Origin of the sequence: Streptomyces sp. 1114.5 (assembly GCF_003635085.1) — a bacterium.
Classification (GTDB): domain Bacteria; phylum Actinomycetota; class Actinomycetes; order Streptomycetales; family Streptomycetaceae; genus Kitasatospora.
Genome location: NZ_RBXE01000001.1, coordinates 4,282,604 through 4,308,814 on the forward strand (window position 1 = coordinate 4,282,604; position 26,211 = coordinate 4,308,814).

24 protein-coding genes are annotated in these 26,211 nt (G+C 73.3%); 17 read left to right on the top strand and 7 right to left on the bottom strand.

Annotated elements, in window-relative coordinates:
• Positions 1-28: 28 nt before the first annotated feature.
• Together BX285_RS19070 and BX285_RS19075 are read right to left on the bottom strand one after the other, a co-directional pair.
• A complete protein-coding gene (locus BX285_RS19070; protein ID WP_259470582.1) occupies positions 29-3,016 on the bottom strand; it encodes a BTAD domain-containing putative transcriptional regulator in 2,988 nt (995 codons plus the stop codon).
• A gap of 210 nt (positions 3,017-3,226) precedes the next feature.
• A complete protein-coding gene (locus BX285_RS19075; RefSeq protein WP_121175900.1) occupies positions 3,227-3,751 on the bottom strand; it encodes a MarR family winged helix-turn-helix transcriptional regulator in 525 nt (174 codons plus the stop codon).
• 184 nt (positions 3,752-3,935) lie between these two features.
• Here BX285_RS19075 and BX285_RS19080 point away from each other — a divergent pair, with 184 nt between their 5' ends.
• The 7 genes from BX285_RS19080 (at position 3,936) to BX285_RS19110 (ending at position 11,099) form a co-directional block, all read left to right on the top strand.
• A complete protein-coding gene (locus BX285_RS19080) occupies positions 3,936-5,144 on the top strand; it encodes a cytochrome P450 (RefSeq protein WP_121175902.1) in 1,209 nt (402 codons plus the stop codon).
• Between the two features lie 71 nt (positions 5,145-5,215).
• The gene (locus tag BX285_RS19085; protein ID WP_097240413.1) at positions 5,216-5,413 is read left to right on the top strand and encodes a ferredoxin; all 198 of its coding nucleotides are present in this window, start codon (positions 5,216-5,218) and stop codon (positions 5,411-5,413) included.
• On the top strand, positions 5,410-6,609 hold the full coding sequence (locus BX285_RS19090) for an NAD(P)/FAD-dependent oxidoreductase (protein WP_259470583.1): 1,200 nt from the start codon (positions 5,410-5,412) through the stop codon (positions 6,607-6,609). Before BX285_RS19085 ends, BX285_RS19090 begins: the two co-directional genes overlap by 4 nt.
• Positions 6,610-6,758: 149 nt before the next feature.
• The gene (locus BX285_RS19095) at positions 6,759-6,974 is read left to right on the top strand and encodes a hypothetical protein (protein WP_097239089.1); all 216 of its coding nucleotides are present in this window, start codon (positions 6,759-6,761) and stop codon (positions 6,972-6,974) included.
• Positions 6,974-7,450, top strand: a complete 477-nt coding sequence (locus BX285_RS19100; RefSeq protein ID WP_097239090.1) for a hypothetical protein — start codon at positions 6,974-6,976, stop codon at positions 7,448-7,450. Before BX285_RS19095 ends, BX285_RS19100 begins: the two co-directional genes overlap by 1 nt.
• Positions 7,451-7,664: 214 nt before the next feature.
• Positions 7,665-8,987 (top strand): cation:proton antiporter, encoded by a 1,323-nt coding sequence (locus BX285_RS19105; protein ID WP_259470584.1) that lies wholly within the window; start codon positions 7,665-7,667, stop codon positions 8,985-8,987.
• A 315-nt stretch (positions 8,988-9,302) separates the two neighbouring features.
• Positions 9,303-11,099: an acyl-CoA dehydrogenase gene (locus tag BX285_RS19110; RefSeq protein ID WP_121175904.1), complete on the top strand. Its 1,797-nt coding sequence runs from the start codon at positions 9,303-9,305 to the stop codon at positions 11,097-11,099.
• A 499-nt stretch (positions 11,100-11,598) separates the two neighbouring features.
• Here the strand turns inward: BX285_RS19110 and BX285_RS19115 are convergent, their stop codons facing one another.
• Complete coding sequence (locus BX285_RS19115) at positions 11,599-11,826, bottom strand: hypothetical protein (RefSeq protein WP_097239092.1); 228 nt, start codon at positions 11,824-11,826, stop codon at positions 11,599-11,601.
• Positions 11,827-12,205: 379 nt separating this feature from the next.
• On the opposite strand from BX285_RS19115, the gene BX285_RS19120 reads away from it, so the two are divergent.
• The gene (locus BX285_RS19120; RefSeq protein ID WP_097239093.1) at positions 12,206-12,409 is read left to right on the top strand and encodes a cold-shock protein; all 204 of its coding nucleotides are present in this window, start codon (positions 12,206-12,208) and stop codon (positions 12,407-12,409) included.
• Positions 12,410-12,503: 94 nt separating this feature from the next.
• Here BX285_RS19120 and BX285_RS19125 read toward each other — a convergent pair whose 3' ends face one another.
• Both BX285_RS19125 and BX285_RS19130 read right to left on the bottom strand, forming a co-directional pair.
• Positions 12,504-13,964, bottom strand: a complete 1,461-nt coding sequence (locus BX285_RS19125; RefSeq protein WP_259470585.1) for an ATP-binding protein — start codon at positions 13,962-13,964, stop codon at positions 12,504-12,506.
• Positions 13,965-13,974: 10 nt separating this feature from the next.
• Positions 13,975-14,652, bottom strand: coding sequence for a response regulator transcription factor (locus tag BX285_RS19130; RefSeq protein WP_097239095.1), 678 nt, complete (start codon positions 14,650-14,652; stop codon positions 13,975-13,977).
• 147 nt (positions 14,653-14,799) lie between these two features.
• Between BX285_RS19130 and BX285_RS19135 the strand changes: the two genes are divergently transcribed.
• The 3 genes from BX285_RS19135 (at position 14,800) to BX285_RS19145 (ending at position 16,976) form a co-directional block, all read left to right on the top strand.
• Positions 14,800-15,408 carry a hypothetical protein gene (locus BX285_RS19135; protein WP_147465193.1) on the top strand — a complete coding sequence of 203 codons (609 nt, stop codon included), beginning with the start codon at positions 14,800-14,802 and terminating at the stop codon, positions 15,406-15,408.
• 88 nt (positions 15,409-15,496) lie between these two features.
• Positions 15,497-16,297 (top strand): hypothetical protein, encoded by an 801-nt coding sequence (locus tag BX285_RS19140; protein ID WP_398900585.1) that lies wholly within the window; start codon positions 15,497-15,499, stop codon positions 16,295-16,297.
• A 319-nt stretch (positions 16,298-16,616) separates the two neighbouring features.
• A complete protein-coding gene (locus BX285_RS19145; protein ID WP_097239097.1) occupies positions 16,617-16,976 on the top strand; it encodes a hypothetical protein in 360 nt (119 codons plus the stop codon).
• Positions 16,977-17,039: 63 nt separating this feature from the next.
• On the opposite strand, the gene BX285_RS19150 is transcribed toward BX285_RS19145, so the two are convergent.
• Positions 17,040-17,765, bottom strand: coding sequence for a helix-turn-helix transcriptional regulator (locus BX285_RS19150; RefSeq protein ID WP_097240417.1), 726 nt, complete (start codon positions 17,763-17,765; stop codon positions 17,040-17,042).
• Between the two features lie 368 nt (positions 17,766-18,133).
• Positions 18,134-18,823: a TetR/AcrR family transcriptional regulator gene (locus BX285_RS19155; RefSeq protein ID WP_121175909.1), complete on the bottom strand. Its 690-nt coding sequence runs from the start codon at positions 18,821-18,823 to the stop codon at positions 18,134-18,136.
• Between the two features lie 210 nt (positions 18,824-19,033).
• Here BX285_RS19155 and BX285_RS19160 point away from each other — a divergent pair, with 210 nt between their 5' ends.
• The 6 genes from BX285_RS19160 (at position 19,034) to BX285_RS19185 (ending at position 26,173) form a co-directional block, all read left to right on the top strand.
• Positions 19,034-20,527 carry an MFS transporter gene (locus tag BX285_RS19160; protein ID WP_257032905.1) on the top strand — a complete coding sequence of 498 codons (1,494 nt, stop codon included), beginning with the start codon at positions 19,034-19,036 and terminating at the stop codon, positions 20,525-20,527.
• A 212-nt stretch (positions 20,528-20,739) separates the two neighbouring features.
• A complete protein-coding gene (locus tag BX285_RS19165) occupies positions 20,740-21,534 on the top strand; it encodes a TIGR03084 family metal-binding protein (protein ID WP_121175911.1) in 795 nt (264 codons plus the stop codon).
• A 50-nt stretch (positions 21,535-21,584) separates the two neighbouring features.
• Positions 21,585-22,955, top strand: a complete 1,371-nt coding sequence (locus BX285_RS19170; RefSeq protein ID WP_097239100.1) for an NAD(P)/FAD-dependent oxidoreductase — start codon at positions 21,585-21,587, stop codon at positions 22,953-22,955.
• 163 nt (positions 22,956-23,118) lie between these two features.
• On the top strand, positions 23,119-23,487 hold the full coding sequence (locus tag BX285_RS19175; RefSeq protein ID WP_097239101.1) for a YciI family protein: 369 nt from the start codon (positions 23,119-23,121) through the stop codon (positions 23,485-23,487).
• Positions 23,488-23,578: 91 nt separating this feature from the next.
• The gene (locus BX285_RS19180) at positions 23,579-24,391 is read left to right on the top strand and encodes an SDR family oxidoreductase (protein ID WP_097239102.1); all 813 of its coding nucleotides are present in this window, start codon (positions 23,579-23,581) and stop codon (positions 24,389-24,391) included.
• Between the two features lie 243 nt (positions 24,392-24,634).
• Positions 24,635-26,173 (top strand): MFS transporter, encoded by a 1,539-nt coding sequence (locus tag BX285_RS19185; RefSeq protein ID WP_097239103.1) that lies wholly within the window; start codon positions 24,635-24,637, stop codon positions 26,171-26,173.
• Positions 26,174-26,211: the final 38 nt, after the last annotated feature.

Sequence of the window (26,211 nt, forward strand, 5' to 3'; positions counted from 1 at the left end):
CTTCTGACCGGGCCGGCACCCCGCCCGGCTACCCGGCCGCCGACTCCGCGGCCCCCGCCGCGTCCAGGTCGGCCAGCAGGGCGCGGACCAGCTCGCCGTCGGGCAGCTCCAGCCGGTCGAACAGCGCCTCGGCCTCGGTCAGGTGCTCCCGCGCCTCCGCGATCCGGCTGCGGTCGGCCAGCGCCCGCGCCAGCACCACCAGCGCGTGCGCCCGGTCCCGGTCGGCGGTCAGCGCCTCGCACTCCGCCACCGCCTGCCGCGCCCCCGTCACCGCCTCGGCGCCGCGGCCCAGCCGGCGCAGGGTGTCCGCCAGCCGGTAGCGGGCCTGGGCCTCGCGCAGCGCGAGGCCCGCGGAGCGGCAGAGCTCCAGGCACTCCCGGAAAGTGGCCGCCGCCTCCTGGTAGGACTCGCACTGGTGGGCGGCGAGGCCCAGCACGAACAGCGCGTACGAGACCCCCGGCAGGTCCTCCTCGGCGCGCAGGGCGGGCAGCAGCTCCCGGCAGACCCGCGCCCCCTCGGCGGGCGCGCCGCCGCGCACCCGGGCCATCGCCGCGTTGAGCAGGGTGACGGTCCGCCCGGTGTGGTGGCCCAGCGCGACGGCCAGTTCGTGGGCCTCCTCGCACAGCCGTACCGCCTCGTCGAAGCGGTGCTGGAACTGGGCGAGGAGGCCGAGGTCGTTGAGCACCTGCTGGAGGATCACCCGGTCGCCGACCTCCCGGCAGGCCTCGGCCGCCCGGCGGCAGTGCTCGGTGGCCTCGCCCAGCCGGGTCGCCTGGACGGCGAGGTTGCCCCGGATGAACTCGGCCCGGCCCAGCGAGTGCCGGTCGGCCCGCCCGGTGGCGGCGGCGGAGACCGCCGCGGCGGCCACCGCCAGCCGCTCGTAGCGCGGGTCGGCGTCGAAGGGGCAGAGCGCGATCAGCAGGTCGGCGGCGGTCCGCAGGTCCTGCGCCGAGCCGTCGGGCGCCGTCGCGGCCTGCATCGCGGCGATCGCCGTGTCGAACTCCTCGCCCACCCAGCGGGCGGCCGCGCGCGGGGTGTCGAAGCGCAGCCCGGCCAGCGCCGGGGTGCGCAGCGCGGAGCCGATCGGGTCGCCGGGGACGACCTGCTGGAAGGCGGCGGTCGCGGTGGCGAGCAGGAAGTCCAGCTGCCGGCTGAGCGCCGTCGCGGAGTCCACCGCGTCGTCCGGCTCGGTGAGTTGGGATGCGAACACCCGCAGCAGCTCGTGGTAGCGGTAGCGGCCGGCGTGGGTCTCGCTGACCATGCCGGCGTCGACCAGGGCCTCCAGCAGGTCCTCGGCCCGGCGCTGCTCCACGCCCAGGACGACGGCCGCGACCGGCACCCCGATGTCCGGCCGGCTCACTGCGGCGACCACCCGGAACGCGGTCGCCTGCTCCGGGGGCAGCTGCCGGTAGCCCCATTCGAAGGCGCTGGCCACCGCGAGGTCGCCGAGCTGCAGTTCGGACATCCGGTGCTGTTCGGCGGCCAGCCGGTCGGCGAGCCGGGCCACCGACCAGGACGGGCGGGAGGCGAGCCGGGAGGCGACGATCCGGATGGCCAGCGGGAGGCGGCCGCAGTAGCGGATCAGTTCGCCGGCGGCCGCCGGGTCGGCGTCGATCCGGTCGTCGCCGGCGGCCTGCGCCAGCATGCCGGTGGCCTCGTCCACGCTGAACACGTCGAGGTCGACCTGGACGGCGGTGGCGAGCCCGAAGAGTCTGGTCCGGCTGGTGACCAGGACGGCGCAGCGGGCCGAGCCGGGCAGCAGGGGTCTGACCTGGGCCGCGTCCCGGGCGTTGTCCAGCAGGATCAGCACCCGCCGCCCGTCGAGCAGGGAGCGGAACAGCCGGGAGCGGTCCTCCAGGGTCTCGGGCACGGCGCCGGGGGCGACGCCCAGGGCGGTGAGGAAGCTGACCAGGAGCACGCCGGGCTGGGCCGGTTTGGGCTGGTCGCCGCGCAGGTCGGCGTAGAGCTGGCCGTCCGGGAACCCGGCGCGCAACCGGTGCGCGACGCGCAGGGCGACGGTGGTCTTGCCGACCCCGCCCATGCCGGAGATCGCCGCGATCGGCAGCACGGTGTGGCCGGCGGTGTCCTGGACGGCCTTGCCGAGCGCCGTGTGCAGCGCCGCCAGTTCGTCCTCGCGGCCGGTGAAGTCGGCGATGTCGGCGGGCAGTTGGGCCGGGACCGGGACGGCCGGGGCGGTTCCGGTGGCGGTCCGGTCGGTGGCCGAGGGCTCCGGTTCGGGCGGGGCGGCGGGCAGCAGCGAGGGGTCGTTGCGCAGGATCCGCTGGTGCATCGCCCGCAGCTCCGGGCCCGGGTCGATGCCGAGTTCGGCCGCGAGCAGCCGGCGGACCCGTTCGAACACGGCCAGCGCGTCGGCCTGCCGCCCGCTCTGGTAGAGCCCGCGCATCAGCAGCACGTACGGGCGTTCGCGCAGCGGGTGGTCGGCGTTCAGCTCGCGCAGCACCGGGACGGCGCGGCCCGGCACGCCCAGCTCCAGGTCCAGGCCGCACTTCTCCTCCAGCAGGCTGATCCGCAGGTCCTCCAGGCGAGCGCGGTGCTGCTCGGCGAGCGGGCCGGGGATGCCGGCCAGCGGTTCGCCGTACCAGAGGTCCAGGGCCTCGTCGAGCAGCTGCCGGGCCCGCGGGTGGTCCTCGGCCTTCCTGGTCGCGGCGAGCGCGGCGGCGGCCAGCGACTCGACCCGGACGGCGTCCACGTTCTCGGCGGGCAGCACCGTCCGGTAGCCGTCGCCCACCGAGGTGAGGACGACCGGTGCGCTGCGGTCGCGTTCGAGCGCCTTGCGCCAGCGCCAGGCGTAGGTGCGCAGCATGGCGGAGGCGCTGGCGGGTGCGGTGGGCCCCCAGACGGCCTCGATCAGCTCGCCCGCGCTGGCGGCGCGGCCGTCGCGCAGCAGCAGGGCGGCCATCATGGCCTGTTGCAGCGGCGAGCCGACGACCAGGCCCTCCTCGTCCCGGTGCGCCGCCATCGGTCCGAGCAGGCGGAAGCGGATGGGCTGGATCATGAGTGACAGTCCCCCCTAGAACTGATTCCCCTGAGCGGCGCGCAACCCCCGGTCGTCCTGACCTGCGCGGTTCCTCCGGTGCGGCAGCTGCTGCTGCTGCGCACGAGGAAGATAGTCGCTGCAAGAAGCCACGGACCGGAAGAGGTGCGGGTTCAGCTGTTCCGTGTCGCCCGCCCGGGCCGGGGCGGGGGAGGGGGATCCGGGGGCCGGTCAGGCCCCCGGCGGGTCCTCGCGGGTGGGATCCGCGTCGTCCTCGGCGAGGGCCGTCGCGCGGACCCCGTGGACGTAGCGCTCCACCAGGTGGCGCAGGACGGAGACCGTGGCGGCGACGTCCGACTCCGGGATGCCGTCCAGGGCGGCGGTGAGGCCGGTGATGTTGGCCTGTTTCAGGCGTCCGAGCAGCGCGCGCCCCTCGGCGGTCAGCTCGACCTGGCGGGCTCGCCGGTCCGCGGCGTCCGGGGTGCGCTCTACCAGCTGCTGGCTCTGCAGCCGGTCGATCTGCCGGGTGACGTGCGAGGACTTGACCAGCAGCCGGGCGGCCAGGTCGCCGACCCGGCTGGCGCCCTGCGTCTCGGCGAGTGCGCGCAGCAGGTAGACGTCCGAGCGGGCCGCCGTGATGCTGGCCCGGGCGGTCTGCCGTTCGTGCTCCTGGGAGCGGGTGAGCAGGTAGGCCAGCGAGGCCAGCACGGCCTCCAGGTCGGAGGTGGCGGTCCGATGATCGGTGGCGTCCGGCATGGGGGAACTGTAGCGATCCGGTGCGGGGTGCGGCTGCGGTGCCGACCGGTGACTGCTTTTCGGACAGATTCGGCCGTCACCCGGCAGGCCCTTTCGGCGCCACGGACCGCGAGTTAGCGTGACGGTGAGTTAGTTGCTTAGGGCATGTAAATGGTTCGGAACCGCTCCGCGAAGGGAGCCCCTGATGGCCACTGCCGCTCACACCCCCCGCTCCGCCCACCCCGTCCACCCCGCCGCCCGCGGCGGCTGCCCCTTCGACCCGCCGCCCGCCTACCGCCAGGCCCAGCAGGACGAGCCGGTCAGCCGGGTGACCCTGTGGGACGGCACCCCCACCTGGCTGGTCACCCGCCACGAGGACGTCAAGGCGGTGCTCGGCGACGCCCGCTTCAGCTCGGACTCCACCCGCGCCGGCTTCCCGTTCGTCAGCGCCGGCACCCGGCAGCTGAGCACCGGTCAGCCCACCTTCATCCGGATGGACGACCCGGAACACGCCCGGCTGCGCCGGATGCTCACCGGCGAGTTCATGATCAAGAAGGTCGAGGCGCTGCGCCCCGAGATCCAACGCATCGCCGACGACCTGCTGGACCGGATGACCGCCGGACGCACCTCCGGCGACCTGCTCCGCGAGTTCGCGCTCCCGCTGCCCTCCCTCGTCATCTGCCTGCTGCTCGGAGTCCCGTACCAGGACCACGACTTCTTCCAGGAGTGCAGCCGCGTCCTGCTCCGCCGCGACTCCTCGGCCGAGGAGGTCGAGGCCGCCCAGCGGAGACTGGCCGACTACCTGGTCGGGCTCACCGACTCCAAGCGGACCGACCCCGACGACGGCATCCTCAGCCGCCTGGTCGCCCGCGGCGAACTGGACAGCCGGGAGATCGGCGCGATGGGCCGCCTGCTGCTCGTCGCCGGACACGAGACCACGGCCAACATGACCGCGCTGTCCGTCCTCGCCCTGCTGCGCAACCCCGACCAGCTCGCCCACCTGCGCGCGCACCCCGAGTCCGTGGCCGGCGCGGTCGAGGAACTGCTGCGCTACCTGACCATCGTGCACTCCGGACTGACCCGGGTCGCCACCGAGGACGTCACCGTGGCCGGGGTGCGGATCGGCGCCGGGGAGGGCGTGATCTGCATGGTCAACACCGCCAACCGGGACGAGCAGGAGTTCCCCGACGGCGACGCCCTCGACCTGACCCGCGACGCCCGCCGCCACCTGGCCTTCGGCTTCGGCGTCCACCAGTGCCTGGGCCAGCCGCTCGCCCGCCTGGAACTGCAGATCGCCCTGAACACCGTCCTGCGGCGGCTGCCCGAACTGCGCCTGGCCGTCCCGTTCGAGTCCATCCGCTACCGCGGCGAGATGCTCGTCTACGGCGTCCACGAGCTGCCCGTCGCCTGGTGACCACCGGCACCCAGGACCCACCCGGGCCCACCCGGGCCCATCCGGCCATCGCTCCGAAGGGAACCGCCCCCATGCTCGTCCACATCGACCAGGAGAAGTGCTGCGGCGCCGGCAGCTGCGTGCTCGCCGCCCCCGAGGTCTTCGACCAGCGGGACGAGGACGGCATCGTCGTCCTCCTCGACGCCGAACCCCCGGCCGACATCCACCAGGCCGTCCGGGACGCCGCCGCGGTCTGCCCCGCCGCCGCGATCCGGCTGGAGGAGGCGTGAGCGCACTGAGCGCGGTCGCCGTCGTCGGCGCCGGCGCAGCGGGACTGCACACCGCCGAAGCGCTGCGCCGGGCCGGCTACGACGGCCGCCTCACCCTGATCGGGGCCGAGGCCGAGCCGCCGTACGACCGACCGCCGCTCTCCAAACACCTGCTCGGCGGGCAGTGGACGCCCGAGCGGCTGACCCTGCGGGCCCCGCAGGCGCTGGACGACCTCGACCTGGACCTGCGCCTGGGGGTCCGGGCCGAACGCCTCGACCGGCGGGAGCGGACGGTGCAGCTGTCCGACGGCGGGCGGGTGCGGTGCGAGGCCGTCGTCCTCGCCACCGGCGTCCGACCCCGCCGGCTGCCCGGCGCCGAGCAGCCGACAGCCGGCGCCCACGTGCTGCGCACCCTCGCCGACGCCCTCACCCTGCGCGCCGAACTCCACGCAGGTGTACGGCTGTTGGTGGTCGGCGGCGGCCTGCTCGGCGCCGAGGCGGCGGCCACCGCCGTCGAGCTCGGTGCCGAGGTGACCTGGCTGGTGTCCACCGCCGCACCCCTGGCCGGCGTCCTCGGCGCCGAGACGGCCGCGCTGCTGACCGGCCTGCACCGCGAGCACGGGGTGCGGATCCGACAGGGCACGGCCACGGAGCTCGTCCGGCACCGCGGCCGGGCCGCCGGCGTACGGCTCACGGACGGCACCGAACTCGCCGCCGACGTCGTCCTGATGGCCATCGGATCCGTGCCGGACACCGCATGGCTGGCCGACAGCGGCGTCCGGCTCGGCGACGGCGTGGTCTGCGACGTCCACTGCGCCGCCGGCCCCGGTGTCTGGGCCGCCGGCGACGCCGCCGCCTGGCCCGACCCCCGCACCGGGCGCCTGCGCCGCCTCGAACAGCGCACCAACGCCACCGAACAGGCGCAGTGCGTCGCCCGCAACCTGCTGGCCGGCCCGGACGGCGCCCGCCAGGCCTACGAACCGGTCCCGTACCTGTGGACCGACCAGTACGGGCTGCGCATCCAGGCCTTCGGCAGCCCGGGCGACGCCGACCGCTTCGAGCCCGTCGACGGCAGCCTCGCGGAGCGCCGCTACGCCGCCGCCTGCGTACGGGACGGGCACGTCCACGGCGCGGTGGGCATCGCCTCCGCCCGGGCACTGCGGCAGCTGCGCGCCCAGGTCGCGGTGCACGCACCGTGGCACGGCGCCCCGGCCTGAGCCGCGCCCGGCCCGAGGCGGAGTCCGGCCCGGTGCGGCGCGCTCACCCGAGTCGGCCAACCGGGTTCGCGGGTCCCCGGGCGCGGTGGGAGCGTCGTCGGTGGGTCGGCCGACCGTCGGCCCGATCCCCGGAAGAAGAGGACAAGAGCATGTCCAAGCAAGGCCTGAAGGTCTCCGTGCAGGGCGACCTGCCGCCGAAGACGATGGAGCGGATCGCGGACGCCGTGCGGCGCACGGTGCTCGACGAGGTCGCCGAGCTCGACCTCGCGCCCCCGCTGCGCGAGGTGGCTCCCAACGAGGTGGCCCCCAAGCCGGGCCCGCTGGGCGGCCCGTTCCTGGGAATCATCTTCGAGCCGGAGAGGTAGTGGCCGGGGGAGTGCCCGGGGCGGAGGCCGTCGGCGCGGACACCGGCCGTGCGGACACCGGCCGTGCGCAGGACAGGGGCGGCACGACCTGCCCCAGCAGCTCCTGCACCCCCGGCCACCTGCTGCTCGGCATCGTCCGGCCGGACGGCAGCGTCGCCGCGCTGCACCCGCCGCTGCCGGTGACCGCCGGGTTCGCCGAGCGCGCGGCCGCCCCCGGGCTGCGCCCGCCCGAGGCCCGGTTCCGCTTCGCCGGCCCGTGCGTCGAGTCGGCGTGCCGGCAGTGGGCGCAGGGCCGGTGCTCGCTCGGCGACGCGGTGTCGGAGCTGGGCCGGGCCGAGCGCGCCGAGGACGGCGCGCTCGCACCGCCGCCCTGCGCCGTCCGGCCGACCTGCCGCTGGTGGGCCCAGGGCGGCGCCGACGCCTGCCGGATCTGCCCGAGCATCGTGCACACCACGAAGACCGTGCACACCACGTAGGCGGCGCCCGCCCGTTGTCGGTTCTTCACTCAGGACTGAAGAACCGACATTCCCCCGCAGTGCGAGGAGAGGATCACTGCCGTGAGCGCGTTCACCATGGAGGACCCCGAGCGGATCATGCGCGACTGATCGACCAGCGGCTCTGCGTCCGCTCCTGACCCGGCCTCCGGCGCTCCGACACCGTCCGCCCCCTATCCTCACCAAGGGAGTCCCCGTGCCGTTGGCCGTCGGACCGGTCGCGCCGCTCGCCGCCCATGACCTGATGGTCTTCCTCCTCCAAGTGGGCCTGCTGCTCGGGCTCGCCGTCCTGCTCGGACGCCTGTTCACCCGGCTCGGGCTGTCCGCCGTCGTCGGAGAGCTGTTCGTCGGCGTGCTGCTCGGACCGTCGCTGCTCGGACACCTCGCCCCCGGCTTCTCCGAGTGGCTGCTGCCGCACGACCCCGCCCGCTTCCACCTGCTGGACGCCTTCGGACAGATCGGCGTCATCCTGATGGTCGGCGTGACCGGCCTGCAGATGGACCTCGGGCTGGTCCGCAAGCGCGGCGCCACCGCCGTACGGGTGAGCGTCCCCGGGATCGTCGTCCCGCTCGCCCTGGGCATCGGGCTGGCCTTTATGCTGCCCGACTCGCTGCTCGGCAGGGTCTCCGACCGCAGCACCTTCGCCCTGTTCGTCGGCGTCGCGATGGGCGTCAGCGCCATCCCGGTGATCGCCAAGACCCTGATCGAACTGGGCCTGCTGCACCGCAACATCGGCCAGCTGACCCTCTGCGCCGTCACCGTCGACGACATCGTCGGCTGGCTGCTGCTCTCGGTCGTCTCGGCGATGGCCACCGTCGGCGTCTCCGGCGGCCAGATCCTGCACTCGATCGCCAACCTGGTGGTCGTCGTGGTGCTCGCCCTGGTGCTGCGCCGCATCGCCAAGGCGGCCGGGCCCCGGCTCGCCAACGGCGCGGCCGGCCCGTCCGTCCTCGCCCTCCTGGTCGCCGCGCTGCTGCTGGCCGCCGCCGGCACCCAGGCGCTCGGCCTGGAGGCGGTCTTCGGCGCCTTCCTGTGCGGTCTCGCCCTGACCGGCACCCCGCTGGCCGACCCGAACCGGCTCGCCCCGGTGCGCACCGTCGTGGTCTCGATCCTCGCCCCGGTGTTCTTCGCGACCGCCGGACTGCGGATGGACCTCACCGCCCTCACCCGGCCCACCGTGCTGCTCGCCGGCCTCGCGGTGCTGGCGATCGCCATCATCGGCAAGTTCAGCGGCGCCTACCTGGGCGCGCGGATCAGCCGGATGAGCCACTGGGAGGGCCTGGCGCTCGGCGCCGGGATGAACGCCCGCGGCGTGATCGAGGTCGTGGTCGCGATGGTCGGCCTCAAGCTCGGCGTGCTGAGCCAGGAGATGTACACCGTCGTCATCCTGGTCGCCATCGTCACCTCGCTGATGGCGCCCCCGCTGCTGCGCCGGTTCATGGCGCGGATCGAGGAGACGGCCGAGGAGCGGCTGCGCGAGGACGCGCTCAGCCCCAAGGAACTCGCCGCCCACCTCTGAGCACTCGCCGCGCCCCCGCCGAACCCCGTCGATGCCCCGGCGGGGGCGTGCGCGAGCAACCGCCGGGCCCGGCACCCCTCTCGACAGGGGCGCCGGGCCCGACGGTTTGCGGGGGCTCGCGTCGGAGGAAGCAGGGGCGGTCCGGGCGCTGCAGTCCGGGACCGACGCCGGTCAGCCGCTGGGCACCGAGGATCAGCCGAGGCCCCGATCCCGGGGATCAAGCCGTGGTGTCGGCGGTGCGGCCGGTGGGAAGGTCCCGGTTGCCGCCGTACCCGTACCCGTACCCGCCCCGCCCTCCCGATCGGATGCCCCGCCTTGGACTCCCTGCTGCTCTCCCGCCGCGACCTCGCCTTCCTGCTGTACGACTGGCTGGACGTCACCTCCCTGACCAGCCGCCCCCGCTACGCCGACCACGACCGGGACACCTTCGACGCGGCGCTGGAGCTCAGCGAGACCATCGCGACCCGGCACTTCGCCCCGCACAACAAGAAGAACGACGCCGAGGAGCCCCGCTTCGACGGCGAGCGGGTGCACATCATCCCCGAGGTGAAGGAGGCCCTGCAGGTCTACGCGGAGGCCGGCCTGGTCGGCGTCTCCATGGACTACGAGGTCGGCGGCCAGCAGCTGCCCGTCGTGGTCGCCAACGCCTGCCGGGCCTGGTTCCAGGCCGCGAACATCGCCACCGCCTCGTACCCGCTGCTCACCGTCGGCAACGTCAACCTGCTGCTGGCGCACGGCAGTCGGGAGCAGATCGACACCTATGTGCCGCCGATGGCCGAGGGCCGCTTCTTCGGGACGATGTGCCTGTCCGAGCCGCAGGCCGGCTCCTCGCTGGCCGACATCACCACCCGGGCGGTGCCGGCCGACGACGGCAGCCACCGGATCACCGGCACCAAGATGTGGATCTCCGGGGGCGACCACGAACTCAGTGAGAACATCGTCCACCTGGTGCTGGCGAGGATCCCCGGCGCTCCGGCGGGCGTGAAGGGCATATCGCTGTTCGTCGTGCCCAAGTTCCTGGTCGAGCCGGACGGCACGCTCGGGGAGCGCAACGACGTGGTCCTGGCCGGCCTCAACCACAAGATGGGCTACCGCGGCACCACCAACACCCTGCTCAACTTCGGCGAGGGCCGCCACACCCCCGGCGGTGCCCCGGGCGCGGTCGGCTACCTGGTGGGCCGGGCCCACCACGGGCTGGCCTACATGTTCCACATGATGAACGAGGCCCGGATCGGCGTCGGCCAGGGCGCCACCGCGCTCGGCTACACCGGCTACCTGCACGCCCTCGACTACGCCCGCACCCGCCCGCAGGGCCGCCCGCTCGGGCACAAGGACCCGACCGCCCCGCAGGTCCCGATCATCGAGCACGCCGACGTGCGCCGGATGCTGCTGGCCCAGAAGAGCTACGTGGAGGGGGCGCTGGCGCTCGGCCTGTACTGCAGCCGCCTGCTGGACGAGGAGGCCACCGCCGAGGACGAGGCCGAGCGGGCCCGCGCCCACCTGCTGCTCGACGTGCTGACGCCGATCGCCAAGAGCTGGCCCTCGCAGTGGTGCCTGGCCGCCAACGACCTCGCCATCCAGGTGCACGGCGGCTACGGCTACACCCGCGAGTACGACGTCGAGCAGTTCTACCGGGACAACCGGCTCAACCCGATCCACGAGGGCACCCACGGCATCCACGGGCTGGACCTGCTCGGCCGCAAGGTCGTCATGGACGGCGGCGCGGGCCTGGCGCTGCTCCTGGAGACCATCGGGGAGACGGCCGCCCGGGCCGCCGAGGCCGGGGGAGAGGCGGCCGAGCTGGCCGCCCGCCTGGAGGCGGCCGCGGCCAGGATCGGGCGGACCACCGCCGCACTCTGGTCGACCGGCGATCCGGCGGCCGCGCTGGCCAACGCCACCGTCTACCTGGAGGCGGTCGGCCATGTGGTGCTGGCCTGGATCTGGCTGGAGCAGTTCCTCGCCCTCGGCGCCGGGACGGAGGCCTTCCACGAGGGCAAGCGGCAGGCCGCCCGGTATTTCTTCCGGGTCGAACTCCCGCGGACCGGCCCGCAGTTCGACCTGCTCGACGGCCTGGACCGGACGGCGGCGGAGTGCCGGCCCGAGTGGTTCTGACCGACTGCTGCCGGGCCACCGCTGCGGCCGGGGCTGACGCGGGTGCCGCGTCGGCCCCGGCCCTGTTCCCTGCGGCCCCCGGCCGGTCAGCCCACCGTGGCGGGGGCGGCTGTCCGCCCCAGGAAGCCGGCGAGCTCCCGGGGCATGGACAGGAACGGCGAGTGGCTGCCGGGCAGTCGGTGGACGGCCTCGGAGCGGGTGGCGAGCTCCTCCTGCCGGGCCGGTTCGAGGGCCCGGTCCCGGTCGCAGACGATGTAGGTGGAGGGGCCTCGCCGTCCGGAACGTCACCGAAGAGCACGGTCCGGGAGTCCTCGTACGGGCGGGGCCTGGCCCGTGCCGTCGTCCGGCACGGGTGTCCCCAGGAAGGACGCCATGCTCCGGCCCGCGTCCAGCCGGGACGCGGCGACGTACACCGCCCGCACCACGGGGCGGCGGACGGCGCGGGGATGCTCGGTGGGGCGCGCGGGGTTCTCGGGGCGCTCGCCTGGGTGTCCGTCGATCAGAGGACGAACATCGTGGCGTAGGGCGGGGTGATCCGTACCTTTCGCGCACCGAAGTCGACGACGACCGAGGCGTTGCCCTCGTCCTCGATTTCGATGACCCGGCCGAGGCCGTACCTGTCGTGGGTGACGCGGTCCCCGACGGCGAACCGCTTGGGCGGCGCGTCGGGCCTGGCCTTGAAGGGACTGGTGGGCAGGGGGCGCCGGACTGCCGGTGTTTTCCTCACCCTGGTCAGTATGCTCTGAAAATCGGGGGAACGGGGCGCCCTGGAGGGTGGAAAATCCGGCCGGGTCGGAGCGGGCCGCGCGTGCCGCGGCGGATGGCCCAACTGGCCCGCGGGGTAGGCCTGTTGCTGCCCCCGGCGGGCCGGTTGAGCCCCCTCCCGGTGCGGGGTGGAGAAAAAAATTCACCCGGAATTTCCGTCGGGGCGGCCCCGGGCCTGCTACAGTCGAAGCAGTTGCAGTAGTGGTTCCCATGAACTTTGTGTGCGCCTGCTGATCCTTGCAGGCGCATTTTTTGTTTCCGGCTCTTCCGGTGGGTTCTCATCGCGGCGACTCGAAAGTCTGCACGGTGCAGACTTCGCACAGTCTCGAAGGAGATTTCTCATGGCTACCGGTACCGTGAAGTGGTTCAACTCGGAAAAGGGCTTCGGCTTCATCGAGCAGGACGGCGGCGGCGCTGACGTCTTCGCTCACTACTCGAACATCGCCGCCAGCGGTTTCCGCGAGCTGATCGAGGGCCAGAAGGTCGAGTTCGACGTCACCCAGGGCCAGAAGGGCCCGCAGGCGGAGAACATCCGCCCGGTCTGATGTGACGCACGCCGGCTCCGTCCGGCGACGAGGGGCCCGCACCGTGCACTGCGCACGGTGCGGGCCCCTCGGCTTTTCCCGGGCCGCCCGGGTGTCACGGTGCGGGTGCCGGGGCGGTGGCGAGCGGGAGCCGGGCCCGGAAGGTGACCTCCGGGCCGGGGGTGTCCAGGACGGCGAGGGTGCCGCCGTGGAGGGTGGCGATGTCGCGGGCGATGGGCAGGCCGAGGCCGGTGCCGCCGTCGTCGCGGCTGCGGGCGTCGTCCAGGCGGGTGAAGCGTTCGAAGATCCGCTCGCGATCGGCGGGTGGGATGCCCGGGCCGTCATTGGAGACGTCCAGGACGGCCTCGCCGGTGGCGTCGTCCCGGTGGAGCCGGACGGTGACCTCCTGCCGGGCGTGGCGCCGGGCGTTGTCCAGCAGGTTGGTCAGGAGCCGGCCCAGCCACTGCGGGTTGCCGGGGACGGCGATGTCGGCCGCCGTGTGCACGGTGACGGGGCGCGGCTGCGGGCCTCCGGCGCGGACCGTGGTGTCGACGAGCTCGCCCAGATCGACGCGCTGGCCTGGGCGTTCCCGGCCGGTGGCGTCCAGGCGGGCCAGCAGCAGGAGGTCGGTGGCCAGCGCCTGGAGGCGTTCGGTGTCCTGGAGGGCGCCGGCGACGAGGTCGGCGCGGACGTCCGGGTCGGGGACGGCGAGGGCCACCTCCAGCTGGGTGCGCAGCACGGTCAGCGGGCTGCGCAGCTCGTGGGAGGCGTCGGCGATGAAGCGGCGCTGGCGGGTGCCGGCGGCTTCCAGGCGTTCGAGCATGGCGTTCATGGTGTGGGCGAGCCGGGCGATCTCGTCGTCGCTGCGCGGCTCCGGCACGCGCCGGGCGAGGTCGCGGTCGCCGATGGCGGCGACCTCGGCGCGGATGGCCTCGACCGGGCGCAGCGCCCGGCCGGTGGCGCGCCAGGTGAGGACGGCGGTGGTGAGCAGCAGCAGCCCGCTGAGGGCGGCGAGGGCGGCGGTGGTGACGTCCTCGGCGGCGTCGACGGTGCGCAGCGAGACGCCGACGTGGATGGTGACCGGGCCGGTGGGGGAGGCCGCGGTGACGGTGGTGACGCGCTGGTGGCGTTCGGCGCCGAGCGCGTGGACGTTGTAGCTCCGGTGGCCGTCCCGGGTGCGGACGGGGGCGAGCGGGGGCTGGCCGGCGAGGTTGCCGCTGGCGGCGATGACGTGGCCGGTGGCGTTGACGACCTGGATGAAGTCGGTGCCGTGGCCGAGCGGCAGCTGCGCGGTGAGCTGGCGGTCGGCGGCGAGCCGGGCGACGGCCTGGGCCTGTTCGCGGGCGCCGGTCTCCACGGTGCGTTCCAGGTTGGCGCGCAGCAGCAGGAGGACGGCGGCGGAGGCGGCCAGCAGGACGACGGCGACGCTGGCGCAGGCGGCGAGCGTGGTGCGGGTGCGGACCGAGCGGGGGGCGAGCCGGTGGATCAGGGCGGTGGTGCGGGGGTGCCGGGTGGCCCGGCGCAGGGCGGCCCGGGCCCGGTGGCGCAGCGGGCGGGCCGTCGGCCGGTCAGCCACCGTAGGTCGGTCAGCCACCGTCGGCCGCCAGTCGGTAGCCGGCCCCGCGCACGGTTTGGACCGCGGCGCGCCCGAACGGGGCGTCGATCTTGCGGCGCAGCGCGCTGATGTGGACCTCGACGGTGTTGGGGTCGGCGTCGGGGCCGCTGTCCCAGACCTGGTCGAGGATCTCCCGCTTGGAGACGGCTTCCCCGGCCCGGCGGGCGAGGTGGTCCAGCAGGGCGAACTCGCGGGGGGTGAGGGGGATCGTGCCGCCGGCGCGGGTGCAGGTGCGGGCGGCGGAGTCGACGACCAGGTCGCCCAGGACCGTGCGGCGCGGGGCCCGGGTGCCGATCCGGCGGGCGAGGGCGTTGAGGCGGGCGACGAGGACGACGAAGGAGAAGGGCTTGGACAGGTAGTCGTCGGCGCCGGTGTCCAGGGCCTCGGCCTCGTCCCACTCGCCGTCCTTGGCGGTGAGCATGAGGATGCCGACGTCGCTGCCGCTGGCGCGCAGCCGGGAGCAGACCCGGTAGCCGTTGAGGCCCGGCAGCATGATGTCGAGGACGATCACGTCGTAGGCGTGGTCGGTGGCCTTGGCCAGGCCGGACAGGCCGTCGTGGGCGACGTCGACGGTGAAGCCCTCGGTGGTCAGTCCGTGCTGCAGGGCCAGGGCCAGACGGCGCTCGTCCTCTACTACCAGTACGCGCATGCCCTCCAGGGTGGCAGGTCGCGATGAGTGGCAGCTGAAGGCCCCCTCGGGTCTTCAGCCGATCTTCAGCAAGGGCCGGACATGCTGTGCCGACCGTGATCCGGGCACAGGGCCCGGACCGGGCCGGGATGCAAAGGGGTGGGCGCAGTGAGCGAGCCCATGGAGTTCGAGCAGGCACAGGGTCGGCAGCAGGGCCCGCAGCAGGGCCGGCCGGAGGAGCAGCCGGGAACGAAGCCCGTCGGCAAGGCGCGCAGAGCGCGGCGGTGGCTGCGCGGGCGTCCGGTGCGGTGGGTGGCGGCCGGTGCGGCGGTGGTCGTGGTGGCCGGCGGGGCCGCGGTGGCGGCGCACCACGTGGCCGGGCACCACGGCGAGCACCGCGGTGACCGCAAGGAGGTGGCCGCGGCCGACCACGGTCACGGTGGGTACGGCGACGGCGAGCGTGGCGAGCACGGCCAGGCCAAGCGGGAGCACCCCGGGAACGGTGGGAACGGCGGGAACGGCGGCCGGCAGGGCGGCGCCCGGGCCGTCGGCCGGCCGGCTCCGGCCCCGCTGCCGTCCACCGATGCGGCGGACGCGGTGGCGAAGGCCGCGGCGGCGGTGGCCGGCGGAAAGGTGGAGTCGCTGAGCCCGGTCACCGAGCAGGGCGGTGGCCGCGCCTGGCAGGCCGTGGTCCTCGGCCCGGACGGCGTGCGGCACCTGGTGACGCTGGACGGCACCAGCGGTGCGATCACCGGCAACACCGTCCTGGGCCGCTGACCCCAGGCTCCAGCCGATCTCACGAGCGCCGGCCTCAGGAGAGCCGGCCTCAGGAGAGCTGACCCCGAGAGAAGGGAGCGCCGCAATCGTGGGCGCCACCACGGTCCCGCGGGGGACCGACCACCGCCGGCCCGTCCCCGTAGGCCTGCTGCGGAGCAAGGTCCCGCAGGTGACGGCGGTGTTCTGGGTCGTCAAGATCCTCACCACCGGCATGGGCGAGACCACCTCCGACTACCTCGCCCGGGTGCTGGGGCCGGTTCCGGCCGTCGCGTCGGCGGGCCTCCTGCTGGCCGCCGCGCTGGCGGCACAGGCCCGGGCCCGCCGCTACGTGCCGGCCGTGTACTGGACGGCGGTGGTGATGGTCAGCGTGTTCGGGACGATGGCCGCCGATGTCGCGCACGTCGCGCTGGGTGTGCCGTACGCCGTCTCCACCGCCGCCTTCGCACTGGCCCTGGCAGCGGTGTTCGGCCTGTGGCGGCGGCTGGAGGGCACCCTGGCGGTGGAGTCGGTGGCCGGCGGCCGCCGGGAGGTCCTCTACTGGTCGGCCGTCCTGGCCACCTTCGCGCTGGGCACGGCGGTGGGGGACCTGACCGCTGCCACGCTCGGCTGGGGCTACCTGCCCTCCGGCCTGCTCTTCGCCGCCATGATCGCGGTGCCCGCCCTCGCCCATCGGCTGCTGGGCGCTCCGCCGGTACTCACCTTCTGGTGGGCCTACGTGCTCACCCGCCCGCTCGGCGCCTGCTTCGCCGACTGGGCCGGAGTCAGCCACCAGCGGGGCGGCCTCGACCTGGGCACCGGCCCGGTGAGTCTGGTCCTCGGCGCGGTGATCGTCGGCCTGGTCCTCCGGCTGAGCATCGACGACCGTCGTCGCGGAGGAGCCGAACGGTGAGCGGAGCGAGCATCCATGACTGTGCGTCATTCACCGCGGATGAGATCGGTGCGGCCGTCAGGTGGGGCAACCGGTCATGGGACTCGATCACCTTCCGTCCCGGGGGCAAGGACGTCCGGCCGGACATGCCCGACCGTGCCGCCCTGCGGGCCGCCGGATGACCGGGATTCCGGGCCGCGCGTGCCGGCGCCGGTAATGGCGGGACGTAGTCGATCCGCTCGTCGAATCGGATAGCCGGGCCGAGAGGTCCCCTCCGCCGTGGCTGCTGCCACGCGAGGGGGCCTCTCGGCCGTTGCGTCACACCGGATGGGGTCAGCGAATGCGTCTGACCGAATGGGATCGCGAATTCATGGTCTGGTCCTACGGATTCGGTCGTTCCAGGCTCCTGTTCCGCAGCGAGCCGAGGTTCGAGGCCGACGAGCGCATCGATGTCCTCTTCTCCGATATCCGGGACACGAGCATTTCGGCGGACCTGGCGAGCCTGTCGATCGACCGGATCGAGACGCCGGAGGAGGCGCGCGATCTCGGCATCGGCGCCGCCGTTCCGCCCGCACCCGAAGGGTTGTTCGCGCTGAATTCGGGTGCCGTTCACGTGATCGCGACGCACTGCCAGGGGAACGCGGATCACGAGTGGGTCGACGCGCGCGCATTTCGGGCCGTTCCGAGGGGGGTGAAATGACGCGTGGGGATTGCTGAACGGGGTAATGCCCCGACGAGGTGGACGCCCGTCGCGACGGTGGGTTCAGCCGGCTTCCGGGATGGCGGTGCCTCCGTTGAAGGCCGCTGCCCGGACGTCCAGGAGGGCGAGGAGGACCGGGGGGTCGAGGGCGCGGACCGGGCGCAGGCGCAGTCCCAGTGGCCGTACCGGTGTGTCCCGCCGGATTTCGAGGGGGCCGATGGAGCCGACGGAGACCTCGCCGGTGAGGACTTCGTCGAAGGAGGCGGGGACGGAGTGGGCGAGGAGGTACCAGGTCCCGGGGGGTACGCGGTCGAGGTGGAAGGCGCCGGGACGGGGGAGGACGGTGCAGGCCACGGGCCGGCCTTCGGGGATGCGGGTGGGGAAGAGTCCGACGAAGACGCGGCCGAGGTCCTCGGCGACGGAGGCCCGGATCTCGCCGCGGACGGTGGTGAGTTCCGCCAGGGGGCTCCGGCGGCGGGAGTCGATCTCGATGCTGGTGGTGAAGCCGCGTAACTGGCGGAACATGGTGGGGGAGGTGCCGACGCTGCTGGCGAACCGTGAGCTGAAGGTGCCGACGCTGTTGTAGCCGACGCGGTGGCTGATCTCGGTCACGGTGTAGGTCGTCTCGATGAGCAGGCGTTTGGCGGCTTCGATGCGGATGGCTGAGAGGAAGCGTCTCGGCGAGACGCCGGTCACCCGTTGGAATTCCCGGGAGAAGTGGAATTTGCTGTAGATTGCTGCCTGTGCCATGTCGTCTATGGTCAGTATTTCGCCGATGTTCTCGTGCATGACCTCGATGGCCCGAGCCACGGCCTGTTCGATAGCGGGCTTCAAAGCGACTCCAGGTTCTCCCGTACCGCTGGTCGACAGAGACTCGGCTCCGGTATCGAATTGTGGGACGCCGAGGTTTCGGATGTCCTTGGACCACCGGAGCCTGCGAGGTTTCTCACTCCTTTCCGTAATGAGTCGGTGACGCAGAGTTGCGTCACAATAACTGATGACCTTAGCAGGTGGGCATGACAAGTTCAACGGATGCCCAGTGCTTTCAATTGGCAAACTCCGGTGCGGGATACTGGCTGGTATATGTTTGAAATACCGCAGCAATTCAGAAGATGCACCGGAGGGGGCTGTTACGCCTGTTGTGGCCGGGGCAGGTGTTACGGGTGTTGCCGGTGGTCCTCCAGGCCCTCCAGGCCCTCCAGGTCCTCCCGCAGCCGTCGCGCCGACTCCGCCACCGACCCGGCGGCGGACTCCCGCACGTCGCCGACCCCGACCATCAGCCCCACCAACTGCGCCTCCAGCAGGCGGTCGGCGTCCCAGGGCTCGGTCAGGTAGCCGCCGAGCTCCAGTACGACCAAGCCGTGCACCGCCGACCACATCTGATGGGCCACCAGCTCGGCGTCCTGCGCGTGGAACCGCCCGGCCTCGATGCAGCGGGCGGCGCACTCGGCCACGCCGGCCAGCGTGTACCGGCCGTACTGCCGGTCCTCCTCGTCCAGCGAGAAACCGGCCAAGGAGGAACCGCCGAACATCACCGCGTACAGGTGGGGGTTGGCCAGCGCGTTGCACCGGTACGCGCGGCCCAGCAGGGCCAGGTCGCTCACCGGGTCGTCGCTGAACTCGACCCGGGTGAAATAGTGCTGGAGCCGGGTGAACCCCTCGTGCACCATGGCGCGCACCAGCCCGCGCATTCCGTTGAAGTGGGTGTACAGAGCCATCGTCGAGGTGCCGACCTCGCTCGCGATGCGGCGGGCGGACAGCGCCTGCGGGCCTTCCTCCGCCAGCAACCGGGCGGCGATGTCCACCAGGGTGGGACGGGCACTGGGATCCGATCGACGCGGACTCATCCCCCCAGTGAAGCAAAACGCCGTTATGGCAGAGCCGTTCGCGGTGCACAACCCCCTGATCCCCGCACGATGCGAGAAGCGGCGCTCCGGGTGCCACCCGTAGCTTTCCAGTCACCTGACGCAATGTTCCAGGGTCGGGCGAGGGCCGGAGCGAGTAGGTCGACGTCCCATCGCGCCGACCGTCACCCCGCTGGTCAACGGAGGCCGCCCTTGTCCACCAAAGCCCCCGGCAGGGCAACCGCCGCCACCCTGCTCCTCACCCTGGGCGGCGTGATCGTGCTGGTCTCCTCCGCAGTGGCCTTCCACCACTCCTTCGCGATGGATCCCGCGATGCCGATGGACCACATGCCGGCCGACCCGGGACGGAAGCTGCACGGCATGGCCCTCTCGGACATGCCGGAGATGTTCACCGCCCTCGCCGGGCTGCTGCTCGTCGTGGTCGGCGCCGCCCTGCGCGGACGGCCGCAGGCCGACCCGGCCGACGCGGCCGACACCCGGACCGGCCGACGCGGCCGGCTGCTGATCGCCGCCATCGGCACGGCCGCCCTGACCATCGACATCAGCAAGACCTCCACCCTGGGCTTCGTCATCCCCGGCATGCGGGCCGAGTACGGCCTCGATCCCCGGACGGCCTCCCTGCTGGCGGTCAGCGGACTGAGCGGAACGGCCGTCGGCGCCGTGCTGTTCGGCGTGCTCACCGACCGGATCGGCCGGCGCAGCTCCTACCTGATCGCCACCCTCGGATTCACCGCCACCAGCATGTGCGGCTCGATGCCCACCTTCCACGGGAACCTGGTGATGTGCGCCCTGATGGGCCTGGCGGTCGGCGGCCTCGCCCCGCTGCTGATCACCCTGCTCACCGAGACCGTCGGCGGACCGGTGCGCGGATCGGTGGTGGTGGCGCTCTCCGTCGTCGCCACCGCCGTCGGCTACCTGATCGCCGCCGGCTCGGCACTCTGGCTGGAGCCGGTGTTCGGCTGGCGGATCCTCTGGCTGATCGGCGCCCCCACCGGAGCCGCCCTGGCCCTGCTCACCCCCTTCGTCCCCAACCGCGGCTCCGCCCGCGCCCCCGCGGCCCGGCGCACACCGGTCGTCCAGCACCTCCCCAACTCCTCGCGGACCCTCACCCACGGCCTGCAGCGCGCCTTCGCCACCCTGATCGGACTGCTGACCTTCGGGCTCAGCACCTGGGTGCCGAGCCTGGCCAGGATCGGCGGGGTGCCGGTGCACACCGCCAACCTGATGCTCACCGTGGCGGCGGTCGCGATGATCCCGTGCGCCCTGCTGCTGATGGTGGGCTACCGCCGCTTCGGACCGACGTCCATGGCGGCCGGCCTGGCCACCGCCACCGCGGTGCTGCTGGTGGCGCTCACCGCCAGCGGCGCGGTGGCCAAGGTGGGCTGGATCTGCGCGGGCGCCCTGGTGGCGGCGCTGTTCTCGGTGAACTCGATGGCCGCGATCTTCCTCCCGATCGCCGCCGACCTCGCGGACCCGGAACGGCGCGGCCGGACCACCGGCCTGGTCTCCCTCTTCAACCGGCTCGGCGGCCTGACCGGGCCGCTGCTGCTGGCGAGTCTGGTCTCCTCGGCCTCCGCGGTGCTGCTCGCGGTCTCCGCGCTCGCCCTGCTCTGCGGGGCGGCCGCCTGGTACATCAGCCGGCGCAGCCGGCTCGCCGCCGTCACCCTGGCCCCGGCGGCCGATTAGGGCCGGTCCGGCACTGCCCACCACTCCCCGTCGGGACGCCGCCGCCGTGCGTGCGCCCTGGACGGGGAGTGGTCGTCGGGGGCGCAGAGCACGGACGGAGAAGCCTGCCGGTCGCCGGGCGGATGATACTGGATGTGCCCCGATTAACCGCTCTGGCTTGAGTGTTGACGGTGCATCAGATATCCGGATCCGCTCGACGGAAGGGAAGAGAGATGGCCGGCTCGCAGGACGTGATCTCCGCACTGGTGGCAGAGGGCGAGGCCGTCGAGGCCCTGGTGGCCGACCTCGCGGACACCGACTGGGCACGCCCCACCCCGGCGCCCGGCTGGACCATCGCCCACCAGATCGCCCACCTCGCGGCCACCTTCAAGCTGGCCGGAACGGCGGCGGGCGACCCCGAGACGTTCAAGGCACTGGCCGCGAGCATCGGATCGGACTTCGACGGAGCCGTGCAGCAGGCCCTGAAGCCCTACCTGGCGGCGAGCACCCCGCAGATCCTGCTGGAGCGCTGGAACGCCGAACGCCGCGCCGCCGAGCAGGCGTTGGCGGCCGTCCCGGCGGACCGGCCGGTGCCGTGGCTGGTCCGCCCGCTGACGGCGCCGATTCTCGCCGCCGCCGGGATGATGGAGCTGTTCGGCCACGGCCAGGACATCGCCGACACGCTCGGGGTGCGCCGCGAGCCCACCGACCGGCTCCGCTACCTGGTCGAATTCGCCGTCCGCACCTGGGACTTCGGCTACCAGGCCCGCAAACTCGCCACGCCCGAGACCGAGTTCCGCTACGAGATCACCGCCCCCTCCGGCGCGCGCTGGGAGTTCGGCCCCGCCGACGCGGAGCAGTGCATCAGCGGCCCCGCCGTCGACTTCTGCCTCCTGGTGACCCGGCGCCGGCACCGCGACGACCTCGCCCTGACGGCCCACGGCAAGGACGCCGACGCCTGGCTGGACATCGCCCAGGCCTACCGCGGCCCGGCCGGCCCCGGCCGCACCCCCGGCCAGTTCAGCTGACGCAGTTACGGCGTATCCGGAACCGAGAGAATCCGAGAGAAGGAGTCGTCATGGGCACCCGTACCGACGAATGTGCCGTGGTTCTCGGCGGAAGCATCGCGGGCCTGCTGGCGGCCAGGGTGCTCTCCGAGTCCTATCCCCGGGTCGTGATCGTCGAACGCGACAAGATCCTCGGGACCCGCGGTCCTCGCCGCGGAGTCCCGCACGGCAACCACGCCCACGGGCTGGTCGCCCGGGGCCACCAGATCATGGAGTCGCTGTTCCCCGGCCTCACCGACGAGCTGATCGCCGCCGGGGTGCGGCCGGGCGACTTCAGCGGCGACATCCGGTGGTACTTCAACGGACTGCGGCTGCGGCAGGCCCGCACCGGCCTGCCGTCCGTGCCCGCCACCCGGCCGGTGCTCGAACACCACCTGCGCGAACGGGTACGGGCGCTGCCGGAGGTGACGTTCCTGGAGGAGCACGACATCATCGCCCCGGTGGCCGATGCCGACGGACGCCGGGTCACCGGGGTCAGGGTGCAGCAGCGCACCCCGGGAGCCGAGGAGCGCACGCTCGACGCGCACCTGGTCGTGGACACCACCGGCCGCGGCTCGCGGACCCCGCTGTGGCTGGCCGAACTGGGCTACGACGCGCCGCCCGAGGAACGGATCGAGATCGACCTGGCGTACACCACCCGCCACTACCGGCTCGACAAGGACCCGTTCGGCAGCGAGATCGCGATCATTCCGGCCGCCACGCCCTCGCACCCGCGCGGAGCCTTCTTCTACCGGGTGCCCGGCGACGACAACCGGGTGGAGCTGTCGGTGACCGGGATCGTGGGCGACCACCCGCCCACCGACCCCGAGGGGTTCCACGCCTACGTGCGCTCGCTGCCCGCCCCCGAGATCCACGAGGCGATCCGCGACGCCGAACCCCTCGACGAGCCCCTGCGGTTCCGTTTCCCGGCCAGCGTCCGCCGGGACTACCACCGGCTGGAGCGCTTCCCCGAGGGCCTGCTCGTGATGGGCGACGCGGTGTGCAGCTTCAACCCCGCCTACGCCCAGGGCATGACCTCGGCCGCGCTGCAGGCGCTGGTGCTGCGCCGGCACACCGCGGGGCGCCGGCTGCCGCGCCACCAGGCCTTCTTCCGGGACGTCGCGCGGGAGATCCGCGCCCCCTGGTCCTTCGCCGCCGTGTCCGACCTGGGCTACCCGGGGGTCAAGGGCCGTCGGACGGTGCAGACCGTCCTGGTCAACCGGTACGTCGGGCTGGCCCAGCGGGCGGCGGTCCGCGACGCCCGGGTCACCGACGCACTGGTGCGGATCGCCGGGCTGGTGGCCTCCCCGCAGTCCCTGATGCGCCCGCGCACCCTGCTGCGCGTCCTGCTGGCGGCCCGGCGGCCGGTACCGCCCTCGGCCCTCGGCGGGCCGACGGCGTGACGCGGTGGCCGGCCGGGAGGCGAGTGGCGGGCCGGGAAGCGGTGGCGGGCCGTCCGGTTGGGCAAGCAAAAAGTTTTTCGCGACCATGTCGAGAACGGCGCCGCGGCGCCGACTGTGAAGTGGAGGGGGCGCAGCGGGCGCCTCTCGTCGCAAGGAGCGGACCATGAAGTACCTGATCATGATGTACCCGAACGCCGAGGTCCTGGACGCCCTGTCGGAGGAGGAGCGCAACGCCGTCTTCCAGGGGCACGGCGGGTTCATGGAGAAGATCAAGGCGACCGGCGAGTTCGTCGGCACCCTTGCCCTGGCCGGTCCCGACCAGAGCGCCGTGGTCCGGGTTCGCGGCGGTGTGCCGGCGGTGACGGACGGCCCGTACGCCGAGGCCAAGGAGTACGTGGGCGGCGCCTACATCATCGAGGTCGCCGACCTGGCCCGCGCCCACGAGGTCGCCGCGATGATCCCGGACGCGGCCGTCGAGGGCCTGGGCATCGAGGTCCGGCCGATCGTCTACAGCGAGGGCGCGTCCGCCTGAATCGCCTGACCGGTTGCCCGGGGGTCTCGGGGCCCCCGGGCTCCCCTCTTCCTCGGCACTCCCGTGCCGACTGCATCGAGAGGACGACCACATGGACGAGCACATCGACGAACACATCAAGGTTCCGGAGCTGCTGACCGACAAGGTCGTCGTCGTGTCGGGCGTGGGGGCCGGGCTCGGCCGGACGCTCGCCGTGCGGTGCGCCGAGGCCGGGGCCGACGTCGTGCTCGCGGCGCGCACCTCGTCCTACCTGGACGAGGTGGCCAAGGCCGTCGAGGAGACCGGGCGCCGCGCGCTCGCGGTGCCCACCGACATCACCGACCAGGCCGCCGCGGAGGCGCTGGTCGCCGCCACGCTCGACCGGTTCGGCCGGGTCGACGCCCTGATCAACAACGCGCTGGTGGAGCCGCCGCACACCGAGCTCAACGACACCGCGACGGAGGACATCCGCCCCAGCATGGAGGTGGGCGTCTACGCGGCGCTGCGGCTGTCGAAGCTGTTCACCCCGGCGCTGCGGGACAGCCGCGGCTCGATCGTCATGATCAACTCGTCGGTCCTGCGGCACTCCAAGCGCGCCTGCGGGGCGTACAAGATCGCGAAGGCGGGGCTGCTCGCGGCAGCCCAGGTCCTCGCCACCGAGCTGGGCCCGCAGGGCATCCGGGTCAACACCGTGGCGCCGGGGCCGATGTGGACGGAGAAGGTGAAGGAGTTCATCGGGGGGCTGGCCGAGATGCGCGGCATGTCGCTGGAGGAGGGCTACCGCGAGGTGGCCGCCGACATGGACCTGCGCCGGCTGCAGACCCCGGAGGAGACCGCCGACGTGGTGATCTTCCTCGCCTCGGACCTGGCGCGCGCCGTCACGGGCCACTGCCTGGACGTCAACTGCGGTGAGTACCACCACTGACCGAACACCACTGACCTGCAGGAACCTCGCGGACCTGACACCGGCTGCCGACCCGATCGGCAGCCGGTGTTCTCGTGTCCGGACCCCGGCCGGGGCCCGGGTCGGGAGTGGTCGATGCGGCGGTGGCAACCCCCGGGAAAAAAGTTCCGCGAAAAAGTTCCCCGGAGCGGCGCAAGAATCGGCCCGCTGTCTCGACAACGTAGTGAACGGCATTACGACATGAGCGAAGGGAAGCGACAGGCCATGTCCGTCACTACAGCGGAGACAGACCTCCCACGCACGAGCGCACGGCCCTGGCTCGCACTCGCGATCCTCGCACTGCCGACCTTGCTGGTCGCGCTCGACTCGAACGTCCTGTTCCTGGCGCTGCCCAGGCTCACCGCCGACCTCGGTGCCAGCAGCGTCCAGCAGCTCTGGGTCACCGACGCCTACGGCTTCATGGTCGCCGGCCTGGTGATCACCATGGGCTCGATCGGTGACCGGATCGGGCGCCGCAAGCTCCTCATGGCGGGCATGGCGGTGTTCGCCCTCGCCTCGCTGGCCTGCGCCTGGGCGACCAGCCCGATCATGCTGATCGTGGCCCGCGGCGTGCAGGGCATGGCGGGCGCGACCCTGATGCCCTCCACCCTCGCGCTGATCACCAACATCTTCCGTGACGACAAGCAGCGCGGGAAGGCCATCTCGATCTGGGCCACCTGCACCTTCACCGGCGCCGCCCTCGGCCCGGTGCTCGGCGGCGTGCTGCTGGTGCCGTTCTGGTGGGGCGCGGTGTTCCTGCTGGCCGTCCCGGTCGCGGCGGTGGTGCTGATCGCCGGGCCCGTCCTGCTCCCGGAGTTCCGCCCCGAGCACGCGAAGCGCCTGGACCTGGTCAGCGTCGTGCTCTCCCTGCTCGGGATCCTGCCGGTGGTGTACGCGATCAAGGTGCTCTCGCTCGGCAACGGCAGCCCGGTGCCCGGCCTGGTGGCGCTGGCGGTCGGCCTGGTGTTCGGCACCGCGTTCGTGCGCCGGCAGCTCAAGGGCGACGACCCGCTGCTGGACCTGCGGCTCTTCGCGAACAGCTCCTTCACGATCATGCTGACCGCCCTGGCGCTGGCCGGGATGGTCCTGGCGGGCACCGCGCTGAACGTCACCCAGCTGCTGCAGACGGTGCTCGGCTACTCCCCGCTGGCCTCGGCCATGTGGTTCGTCCCGATGGGCCTGTGCATGGCGGTGGGGACGATGTCCACGCCGGCCCTGATGCGGAAGATCACCCCGCGCACCGCGATCACCGGCGGCATGCTGCTCTCCGCGGTCGGCGCGGCGGTGCTGATCCTGGTGAACGGCGACCACGGCGCCTGGCCGATCGTGCTCGGCACCGCGATCATCGGCCTGGGCGCGGGCCCGATGTTCGCGCTCGGCATCGGACTGGTGGTGGGCTCGGTGCCGCCGGAGCGCGCGGGTTCGGCCGCGTCGATGGCGGAGACCGCGAACTACCTGGGCGGTGCGCTCGGTCTGGCCGTCCTCGGCACGATCGGCTCCGCGGTCTACACCAGCAACATGAGCGGGGTCGGCTCCGACCAGGCGCAGGAGACCGTCGCCGGGGCGGCCGCCGAGGCGGCGCAGCTCGGGGCCGACGCCTCCGCGGCGCTGCTGAAGACGGCGCACGCGGCCTTCGTGAGCGGGCTGAACACCGTCGCGGCCGTCTCCACCGGGGTCTTCGCCCTGCTGGCGGTCCTGGCGGGGATCTACTTCCAGCGGGCCGCCCGCAACAGCGCCGCCGCCGGTGCCGACAGCGGCGAGTGACCTGACGGACCGGGCAACGACGAAGCCGGCGCAGGACC